Here is a 10,397-nt window from a genome sequence, read left to right as displayed (position 1 = left end):
GTCCCGAAAGGGGAAAGGGAGTTACGTGCTAGACGTCAACTTCTTCGATGAGCTCCGCATCGGCCTTGCCACCGCCGACGACATCCGTGAGTGGTCCTACGGCGAGGTCAAGAAGCCGGAGACCATCAACTACCGCACATTGAAGCCGGAGAAAGACGGCCTGTTCTGCGAAAAGATCTTCGGACCGACTCGCGACTGGGAGTGCTACTGCGGCAAGTACAAGCGCGTCCGCTTCAAGGGCATCATCTGCGAACGCTGCGGCGTCGAGGTGACCCGCGCCAAGGTGCGACGTGAGCGGATGGGCCACATCGAGCTGGCCGCGCCCGTCACGCACATCTGGTACTTCAAGGGCGTGCCCTCGCGTCTGGGGTACCTGTTGGACCTCGCGCCGAAGGATCTCGAGAAGATCATCTACTTCGCGGCCTACGTCATCACCGATGTGGACGAGGAGATGCGGCACAACGAGCTGTCCACGCTCGAGGCCGAGATGGCCGTGGAGCGCAAGGCCGTTGAGGATCAGCGCGACCTGGACCTGGCCGAGCGTCAGCAGAAGCTCGAGGCCGATTTGGCTGAGCTGGAGAAGGAAGGCGCCAAGTCCGACGTGCGCCGCAAGGTGCGCGACGGCGGCGAGCGCGAGATGCGCCAGATCCGCGACCGGGCCCAGCGTGAGCTGGACCGGCTCGAGGAGATCTGGACCACCTTCACCAAGCTGGCGCCCAAGCAGCTGATCGTCGACGAGAACCTGTACCGCGAACTCGTCGACCGCTACGGCGAGTACTTCCAGGGCGCCATGGGCGCCGAGTCGATCAAGAAGCTCATCGAGAACTTCGACATCGACGCCGAGGCCGAAGCGCTGCGTGAGGTCATCCGAAGCGGCAAGGGGCAGAAGAAGCTTCGTGCTCTCAAGCGGCTCAAGGTGGTCGCGGCGTTCCAGCAGTCTTCCAACTCGCCGATGGGCATGGTGCTCGATGCGGTGCCGGTGATCCCGCCGGAGCTGCGCCCGATGGTGCAGCTCGACGGTGGCCGGTTCGCCACGTCGGACCTCAACGACCTGTACCGCCGCGTGATCAACCGCAACAACCGGCTGAAGCGACTGATCGATCTGGGTGCGCCCGAGATCATCGTCAACAACGAGAAGCGCATGCTTCAGGAGTCGGTGGACGCGCTGTTCGACAACGGCCGTCGCGGCCGTCCGGTCACCGGACCGGGAAACCGTCCGCTCAAATCGCTGTCCGATCTGCTCAAGGGCAAGCAGGGCCGGTTCCGTCAGAACCTGCTCGGCAAGCGCGTCGACTACTCCGGCCGTTCGGTCATCGTGGTCGGCCCGCAGCTCAAGCTGCACCAGTGCGGTCTGCCCAAGCTGATGGCACTCGAGCTGTTCAAGCCGTTCGTGATGAAGCGTCTGGTCGACCTGAACCACGCGCAGAACATCAAGAGCGCCAAGCGCATGGTCGAGCGTCAGCGTCCGCAGGTGTGGGACGTCCTCGAAGAGGTCATCGCCGAGCACCCGGTGCTGCTGAACCGCGCACCGACGCTGCACCGCCTCGGCATCCAGGCCTTCGAGCCGATGCTGGTGGAGGGCAAGGCCATTCAGCTGCACCCGCTGGTGTGTGAGGCGTTCAACGCCGACTTCGACGGTGACCAGATGGCAGTGCACCTGCCGCTGAGTGCCGAGGCGCAGGCCGAGGCGCGCATCTTGATGCTGTCGTCGAACAACATCCTGTCCCCGGCGTCGGGCAAGCCGCTGGCCATGCCGCGTCTGGACATGGTGACCGGGTTGTACTACCTGACCACCGAAGTTCCCGGCGACACCGGCGAATACCAGCCGGCCGCCAAGGATCAGCCGGAGCAGGGCGTGTACAGCTCACCGGCCGAGGCCATCATGGCGATGGACCGCGGCGCGCTGTCGGTGCGAGCCCGGATCAAGGTGCGGCTGACGCAGCTGCGTCCGCCGGCCGACATCGAGGCCGAGCTGTTCGGCGACGACGGCTGGAAGCAAGGCGACGCCTGGACCGCGGAGACCACGCTGGGCCGGGTGATGTTCAACGAGCTTCTGCCGCACGGGTATCCGTTCGTCAACGAGCAGATGCACAAGAAGGTGCAGGCCCGGATCGTCAACGACCTGGCCGAGCGCTACCCGATGATCGTCGTCGCGCAGACCGTCGACAAGCTCAAGGATGCCGGCTTCTACTGGGCCACCCGCTCGGGTGTCACCGTGTCGATGGCCGACGTGCTGGTGCCGCCGGAGAAGCAGGAGATCCTGGAGCGTTACGAGGCCGAGGCCGACGGGATCGAGCGCAAGTACCAGCGTGGCGCCCTGAACCACAAGGAGCGCAACGACTCTCTGGTCAAGATCTGGCAGGACGCCACCGAAGAGGTGGGTCAGGCGCTGCGCAAGCACTACCCGGAGGACAACCCGATCATCACGATCGTGGACTCCGGTGCCACGGGTAACTTCACCCAGACGCGAACGCTGGCCGGCATGAAGGGTCTGGTGACCAACCCGAAGGGTGAGTTCATCCCGCGGCCGATCAAGTCGTCGTTCCGTGAGGGCCTGACGGTGTTGGAGTACTTCATCAACACCCACGGTGCCCGAAAGGGTCTGGCGGACACCGCTCTTCGCACCGCCGACTCGGGTTACCTGACCCGTCGTCTGGTGGACGTTAGCCAGGACGTGATCGTTCGCGAGCACGACTGCGAGACCGAGCGCGGCATCAACGTCCCGCTGGCCGACGTGCAGCCCGACGGCTCGCTGCTGCGCCACCCGCACGTCGAAACCTCGGCGTATGCGCGGACTTTGGCCCAGGACGCGGTCGACGAGAAGGGCAATGTCATCGTCGAGCGCGGCCACGACCTGGGCGACCCGGCGATCGACGCGCTGCTCGAGGCGGGCATCACCTCGGTCAAGGTGCGGTCGGTGCTGACCTGCGCGTCGGCCACCGGCGTGTGCGCGATGTGCTACGGCCGCTCGATGGCCACCGGCAAGCTGGTCGACATCGGCGAGGCCGTCGGCATCGTCGCCGCCCAGTCCATCGGTGAGCCCGGCACGCAGCTGACCATGCGCACCTTCCACCAGGGCGGTGTCGGTGAGGACATCACCGGCGGTCTGCCCCGCGTGCAGGAGCTGTTCGAGGCCCGCGTGCCGCGGAACAAGGCGCCGATCGCCGACGTCTCCGGCCGGGTGCGCCTCGAGGAGGGTGAGCGCTTCTACAAGATCACCATCACGCCGGATGACGGTGGGGAAGAGGTTGTCTACGACAAGCTCTCCAAGCGTCAGCGGCTGCGCGTGATCAAGCACGAGGACGGCACCGAAGGCGTGCTCTCCGACGGCGACCACGTCGAGGTCGGCGACCAGCTGATGGAAGGCTCGGCCGATCCGCATGAGGTGCTGCGTGTGCAGGGCCCGCGCGAGGTGCAGATCCACCTGGTCCATGAGGTCCAGGAGGTCTACCGGGCGCAGGGCGTGTCGATCCACGACAAGCACATCGAGGTGATCGTCCGGCAGATGCTGCGTCGCGTCACGATCATCGATTCGGGTTCGACGGAGTTCCTGCCCGGTTCGCTGACCGAGCGTGCGGAGTTCGAGGCCGAGAACCGTCGCGTGGTGGCCGAGGGCGGCGAGCCCGCCGCGGGTCGCCCGGTGCTGATGGGTATCACGAAGGCGTCGCTGGCCACCGACTCGTGGTTGTCGGCGGCGTCGTTCCAGGAGACCACTCGCGTGCTGACCGATGCGGCGATCAACTGCCGCAGCGACAAGCTGAATGGTCTGAAGGAGAACGTGATCATCGGCAAGTTGATCCCGGCCGGTACGGGTATCAGCCGCTACCGCAACATCCAGGTGCAGCCGACCGAGGAGGCCCGGGCCGCCGCGTACACGATCCCGTCCTACGAGGATCAGTACTACAGCCCGGACTTCGGTGCGGCCACCGGTGCCGCGGTGCCGCTGGACGACTACGGGTACAGCGACTACCGCTAGTCACCTCTCTGCACGAGCAGACGCAAAACTGCCCCAAAACCAAGGTTTTGGGGCAGTTTTGCGTCTGGTGGGCAAGTTATCCACAGGGAGCTTGGGCGCTGGCTTTCGCGGCGGACCGTCGCGGTACAGCATGTCTGCGTGTCGCTTGAGGAGATTTTTGTCGAATCCGGGGGCCTGGCGACCACAGAACAGTTACTCGCCAGGATGTCTTACCGCACGCTCGCTCGACTTGTCCGCACCGGAAAGGTCATACGCGTCTGGCATGGCGTGTATGCGCTGCGACCGCCCACCACCCTAGATCGGCTTGCCGCGCTCGACGTCATTGCCGGTCAACATATCGTCGCGTGCATGCACACCGCGGCTGAACTGTATGGATTCGCAACCGAATCCGACGGGCGCATCCATGTGCTCGACCCCGGCGTGCGGATGCGGCCGTCGGCGCAGCTGACGGTTCACCAGCGGATCGGCGCGCCACTTCGCCGGGTGAGCGGCCGTCTCGCAACGGCACCCGCGTGGACGGCGGTGGAGCTTGCGCGAACCCTCCGCAGGCCGCGGGCACTTGCGGTACTGGACGCGATACTGCATGCGGGATGCTGTACTTCCGCAGACCTTCACTCGGCGGTCAGCGAGCAGAAAGGCCGACGCGGCATCGTGAAGGTCCGCGAACTGATTGAGTATGCGGACGGTCGATCGGAGTCTCCACTTGAAAGCGAAGCGAGACTCGTCTTCATCGACGGTGGACTTCCGAAGCCTGAATTGCAGTACGAGATCATCGATAGGTACGGCCGCCTTTGGAGGGTGGATTTCGCGTGGCCCGATGCGATGGTCGTCGCCGAGTACGAAAGCATGGAATGGCACGCCACCCCGGAAGCCCTCAGACATGACCGGATGAAGGTGGCCAGCTGCAGGAGTTGGGCTACACGAGCGTGCCGCTTGTGGTCGACGACGTACGTCGACACCCGACGGAACTCGTGGCGCGGATCGCTGGCCACCTCGATCGCGGCCGTCTCGCTGGCTGAACATCTGGCTGAACATCTGGCTGAACAGACGCAAAACTGCCCAAAATGGGGCGATTTTATGCGAGTTTGCGTCTGTTCGCGGGGAGAAGGGCGCCGACCCCTGGGCCGTCGAGTTCGTCCAGCGCCACCCGCCGGCCGGATACCGCCAACAACAGTGCGAGCGCGGGTCCACGTACCTCCGGGCCTTCACCGATCGACAGGTCGGCATCCGTCGCACACAGCCGCACCCGCGCGACTAGTTCCTTGGCCCCGCCGAACGACGCCGACATGCGGGCCTGCTGGTGTAGCGATCGGACGACGGCCTCCACCGGATACGTGCGCGTGAGGCCCAGCGGACGACGGATGTCCTCGCCGTGGACGACCTCCTCGACGAGCCGGGTATCAAGGGGCGCGGGCGGGGTCGATGTCCGCGGCGCCACGCGGCGAAGCCGCGCCAACGTCTCCTGCGGCGACGCACCGCGGGCGCGCTGTAAGCCGCGGGCGTTCTGCCGGTCGAAATCCATTCCCGCCCGCACCATGTCGACCATGAAACCGATCCGGGTCGTCATCGCCACATCGACCAGGTGGGCGACGACGTCGCGCACGCGCCATCCGTCACAGAGCGACGGCGTCGCCCACTGCGCGTCGTCAAGCCGCTCGAGGTCTGCGATCAACGCGCGGCGCTCCGCATGGACCAGCGGCCACACATCGTTACGCATGCCAGGTAGACCAGCGGCGCCGCGGAAACTCACCGCAGGCTCACTAGACTGGCCGCGTGCTCATTGGTTCGCATGTCCACCAAGACGATCCCCTGGCCGCCGCCCAAGCCGACGGCGCCGACGTCGTGCAGTTCTTCCTCGGCAACCCGCAGAGCTGGAAGAAGCCCAAGCCCCGTGAGGACGCCGAGGCGCTCAAGGCGTCGAGCATGCCGCTGTATGTGCACGCGCCGTATCTGATCAACGTGGCGTCGGCCAACAACCGGGTGCGCATCCCGTCGCGCAAGATCCTTCAGGACACCTGCGATGCGGCCTCGGAGATCAACGCCACCGCGGTGATCGTGCACGGCGGGCACGCCGACGACAACGACATGGAGGCGGGCTTCGAGCGCTGGGTGAAGGCGCTCGACTACCTCGAAACCGACGTGCCGGTGTACCTGGAGAACACCGCCGGCGGGGACCACGCCATGGCGCGCCACTTCGACACCATCGCCCGGCTGTGGGATCACATCGGCGACAAGGGAATTGGCTTCTGCCTGGACACCTGCCACGCGTGGGCCGCCGGTGAGGCGCTGATCGACGCCGTCGACCGCATCAAGGCCATCACCGGACGCATCGACCTGGTGCACTGCAACGACTCCCGCGACGCCGCAGGCTCCGGTGCGGACCGCCACGCCAACTTCGGCACCGGGCAGATCGATCCGCAGCTGCTGGTCGCGGTGGTCACCGCCGCCGACGCCCCGGTGATCTGCGAGACGGCCGACGAGGGCCGCAAGGACGACATCGCCTTCCTGCGCGAGCACGTCGGCTGAACACGGTTCGGTAACCGAACGGGTACCTGAACCCGCCATGACAATGCGGTGAACTAATCTCGTCGGAGTGTCCGCAGTTGACGAAGCGTCAATTGCGTTGACGCGCGCCCCAGATACCACGCCGGCGCCACGCGACAAATGGCTGAGGATCGCCCGGTGGGTGGCGATCGCGATATGGGCGACGGTGGTGGTCTACCGGACGGTGACCGACGGCTTCGCATTCAACCGCGAACTGCTCCTGCTCTACATCTGCACCGGGTTGGCCGCCGCCAGCATCGGGCAGGGCCGGCGGATGCTGTACATCATCCGCGACTGGCTGCCGTTCGCGTTGATCCTTGTCGCCTACGACCTCAGCAGAGGAGCGGCGGATCTGATCGGCCGGCCGACCATGTGGCATTGGCAGGCCGACGCCGACCGCTGGATGTTCTTCGGGACGATGCCGACGGTATGGCTGCAGGAACGACTCAAACTCCCGCAGCCGCCGTGGTGGGAGATCGTCATCAGCAGCGTGTACATGTCGTTTTTCATCCTTCCGTATGTGGTTGCGGGGGTGCTGTGGCTGCGTGACCGCGAGGAATGGAAGGCGTTTGTCCGGCTGTTCGTCGGCCTGTCCCTGCTCGCGCTGATCGTGTACGCGGTGCTGCCCGCCGCGCCCCCGTGGGCGGCGGCACGGTGCAGCGCGGCCGATGTCGAAGGCGGCCCGGCGTACCCGCGGTGCATGTTCCGCCGGGGCAGCGGCGAACCCGGCGGTGGGCTGCTCGGCGCGATGCAAACCACGCAGGACGGCGCCAATCCGTGGGTCGAGCGCATCGTCGCCCGCGGATGGGGCAAGTTGAATCTGCACTCCGCCAGCGCCCTGATCGACCAGGGCCAGGCCAGTGTCAACCTCGTCGCGGCGATCCCGTCGCTGCACGCGGCGTTGACCGCGGCTGTCGCGGCGTTCCTCTGGCATCGGGTGAACCGCAAATGGCGGCCGCTGCTGGCGGCCTACCCGCTGATCATGGCGTTCACGTTGGTGTATACCGCGGAGCATTACGTCGTCGACATCCTGCTCGGCTGGGCGCTGGCGGCGGTGGTGCTGCTCGCGCTCAATCAGCTGAGCAGACGCAAACTCGCGCGTGAGGAGGCTGCGCCGTGCGAGTCCGCGCCTGTTCGCGAGGAAATCGACGACGACTATTACGAGTCTTGTGCGGTTGTCGAGAAAATGTAATATGGGCGGCATGGCAGACACGCATGTCGTCACCAATCAGGTCCCGCCGCTGGAGAACTACAACCCGGCCACGTCGCCGGTGCTCGTCGAGGCGCTGATCCGCGAAGGCGGACAGTGGGGCGTCGACGAGGTCACCGAGCTGGGCGCCATCTCCGGCAGCCCACAGGCGCAAAGGTGGGGTGAGCTGGCCGACCGCAACCAGCCGATCCTGCACACCCACGACCGCTACGGCCACCGCGTCGACGAGGTCGAGTACGACCCGGCCTACCACGAGTTGATGACGGTCGCGATCAAACACGGCCTGCACGCCGCGCCGTGGGCCGACGACCGGCCCGGTGCACATGTTGTGCGCGCCGCCAAGACGGCGGTGTGGACGCCCGAACCCGGTCACATGTGCCCGATCTCGATGACCTATGCCGTCGTCCCCGCGCTGCGCCACAACCCCGAACTGGCCACCGTTTACGAGCCGCTGCTGACCAGCCGCGTCTACGACCCCGAACTCAAGGTGCCCACCACTAAAGCCGGTATCACCGCGGGCATGTCGATGACCGAAAAGCAGGGCGGCTCCGACGTACGGGCCGGTACCACGCAGGCGGTGCCCAACGCCGACGGCAGCTACTCGCTTACTGGCCACAAGTGGTTCACCTCGGCGCCGATGTGCGACATCTTCCTGGTGTTGGCGCAGGCGCCGGGCGGGCTCAGCTGCTTCTTCCTGCCGCGGGTACTGCCCGACGGCACCCGCAACCGGATGTTCTTGCAGCGCCTCAAGGACAAGCTCGGCAACCACGCCAACGCCTCGAGCGAGGTCGAATACGACGGCGCGACAGCCTGGTTGGTCGGTGAGGAGGGTCGCGGCGTGCCGACCATCATCGAGATGGTCAACCTGACCCGGCTCGACTGCACGCTGGGCAGCGCGACCAGCATGCGCACCGGCCTGACCCGAGCCATCCATCACGCACAGCACCGAAAAGCGTTCGGCGACTACCTGATTGACCAGCCATTGATGCGCAATGTGCTGGCGGACCTCGCGGTGGAAGCCGAGGCCGCGACGATGGTCGCGATGCGCATGGCCGGTGCCACCGACGCCGCGGTGCGCGGCGACGAGCGTGAGACGCTGTTGCGACGCATCGGCTTGGCGGCCAGCAAGTACTGGGTGTGCAAGCGGTCCACCCCGCACGCCGCCGAAGCGATGGAATGCCTCGGTGGCAACGGCTACGTCGAAGAATCGGGCATGCCGCGGCTGTACCGCGAGGCGCCGCTGATGGGCATCTGGGAAGGGTCCGGCAACGTCAGCGCGCTGGACACGTTGCGCGCCATGGCCACTCGCCCGGAATGCGTCGACGTGCTGTTCGACGAACTCGGCACCACCAAGGGCCACGACCCGCGGCTCGACGCGTACACCGAAACGCTCAAGGCGGACCTGGGAGACCTCGAGACCATCCAATACCGGGCCCGCAAGGTGGCCGAGGACATCTGCCTGGCGCTGCAGGGCTCGCTGCTGGTGCGCCACGGCCACCCTGCAGTGGCCGAGGCGTTTTTGGCCAGCCGGATGGGCGGCCAGTGGGGTGGCGCATTCGGAACCCTGCCCACCGGACTGGATCTCGCGCCGATCCTCGAGCGGGCACTGGTCAAGGGATGAGTCGTTGGCTTGCACCGAAACGGAATTCCCGGTTGCTAAGGGCGCTGCTTGACAACCCGGAGTTCCATTTCGGTGAAAAGGATATGACGTGACACACGCGATCAGGCCCGTCGACTTCGACCACCTCAAGACGATGACCTACGAGGTCACCGACCGGGTTGCCCGCATCACCTTCAACCGGCCGGAGAAGGGCAATGCGATCATCGCCGATACGCCGCTGGAACTGTCGGCGCTTGTCGAAAGGGCCGACCTCGACCCCAATGTGCACGTGATCCTGGTGTCGGGTCGGGGCGAAGGCTTTTGTGCGGGTTTCGATTTGAGCGCCTATGCCGATCGAACCTCCTCGGCGGGCGGCACCGGCCCCTACGAGGGCACCGTGCTGGACGGCAAAACCCAGGCCGTCAACCATCTGCCCGACAAGCCGTGGGACCCGATGATCGACTACCAGATGATGAGCCGGTTCGTCCGCGGCTTTTCCAGCCTGCTGCACGCCGACAAGCCGACGGTGGTCAAGATCCACGGCTACTGTGTGGCCGGCGGCACCGACATCGCGCTGCACGCCGACCAGATCATCGCCGCGGCCGACGCCAAGATCGGCTACCCGCCGACCCGTGTGTGGGGTGTGCCCGCCGCGGGCATGTGGGCGCATCGGCTCGGCGACCAACGCGCCAAACGCCTTCTGCTGACTGGTGATTGCATCACCGGCGCGCAGGCGGCCGAGTGGGGGCTGGCGATCGAGGCGCCCGACGCCAAGGATCTCGACGAGCGCACCGAGCGGCTGGTCGAACGCATCGCGGCCGTGCCCGTCAACCAACTCATCATGGTCAAGCTGGCGATGAACTCGGCGCTGCTGCAGCAGGGGGTGGCCACCAGCCGGATGGTCAGCACCGTCTTCGACGGCATCGCCCGGCACACGCCCGAAGGGCACGCCTTCGTCGCCGACGCGGTGCAACACGGCTTCCGGGAAGCGGTCCGGCACCGCGACGAACCGTTCGGCGACCACGGTCGTCAAGCATCCGGGGTATAGCCGATGCCCAAGACGCTCT

General features: G+C 66.2%; 6 protein-coding genes and 1 pseudogene. 6 read left to right on the top strand and 1 reads right to left on the bottom strand.

What is annotated here, in order from left to right; translation table 11 throughout:
* Positions 1-25: 25 nt before the first annotated feature.
* Both CWS39_RS05320 and CWS39_RS05315 read left to right on the top strand, forming a co-directional pair.
* The gene (locus tag CWS39_RS05320; protein ID WP_102141859.1) at positions 26-3,976 is read left to right on the top strand and encodes a DNA-directed RNA polymerase subunit beta'; all 3,951 of its coding nucleotides are present in this window, start codon (positions 26-28) and stop codon (positions 3,974-3,976) included.
* A 204-nt stretch (positions 3,977-4,180) separates the two neighbouring features.
* Positions 4,181-4,995 (top strand): annotated as a pseudogene (locus CWS39_RS05315) (type IV toxin-antitoxin system AbiEi family antitoxin).
* Positions 4,996-5,051: 56 nt separating this feature from the next.
* Here the strand turns inward: CWS39_RS05315 and CWS39_RS05310 are convergent.
* Positions 5,052-5,693, bottom strand: a complete 642-nt coding sequence (locus CWS39_RS05310) for a maleylpyruvate isomerase family mycothiol-dependent enzyme (RefSeq protein WP_102141858.1) — start codon at positions 5,691-5,693, stop codon at positions 5,052-5,054.
* 56 nt (positions 5,694-5,749) lie between these two features.
* Here CWS39_RS05310 and CWS39_RS05305 point away from each other — a divergent pair, with 56 nt between their 5' ends.
* The 4 genes from CWS39_RS05305 (at position 5,750) to CWS39_RS05290 (ending at position 10,378) form a co-directional block, all read left to right on the top strand.
* The gene (locus tag CWS39_RS05305; protein WP_102141857.1) at positions 5,750-6,502 is read left to right on the top strand and encodes a deoxyribonuclease IV; all 753 of its coding nucleotides are present in this window, start codon (positions 5,750-5,752) and stop codon (positions 6,500-6,502) included.
* Between the two features lie 67 nt (positions 6,503-6,569).
* Positions 6,570-7,712 carry a phosphatase PAP2 family protein gene (locus CWS39_RS05300; protein ID WP_102141856.1) on the top strand — a complete coding sequence of 381 codons (1,143 nt, stop codon included), beginning with the start codon at positions 6,570-6,572 and terminating at the stop codon, positions 7,710-7,712.
* A 10-nt stretch (positions 7,713-7,722) separates the two neighbouring features.
* Complete coding sequence (locus tag CWS39_RS05295; RefSeq protein ID WP_102141948.1) at positions 7,723-9,351, top strand: acyl-CoA dehydrogenase family protein; 1,629 nt, start codon at positions 7,723-7,725, stop codon at positions 9,349-9,351.
* Between the two features lie 88 nt (positions 9,352-9,439).
* A complete protein-coding gene (locus CWS39_RS05290) occupies positions 9,440-10,378 on the top strand; it encodes a crotonase/enoyl-CoA hydratase family protein (protein ID WP_102141855.1) in 939 nt (312 codons plus the stop codon).
* Positions 10,379-10,397: the final 19 nt, after the last annotated feature.

This window comes from Mycobacterium hubeiense (assembly GCF_002838065.1).
Taxonomy (GTDB): domain Bacteria; phylum Actinomycetota; class Actinomycetes; order Mycobacteriales; family Mycobacteriaceae; genus Mycobacterium; species Mycobacterium hubeiense.
Note: the sequence above shows the minus strand (reverse complement) of the source record. Positions and strands in the feature narration are given on the sequence as shown.

Excerpts from the sequence above, each read along its gene's own strand:
- CWS39_RS05295 (WP_102141948.1), top strand. The coding sequence starts at position 7,723 with ATGGCAGACACGCATGTCGTCACCAATCAGGTCCCGCCGCTGGAGAAC.
- CWS39_RS05310 (WP_102141858.1), bottom strand. The coding sequence starts at position 5,693 with ATGCGTAACGATGTGTGGCCGCTGGTCCATGCGGAGCGCCGCGCGTTG.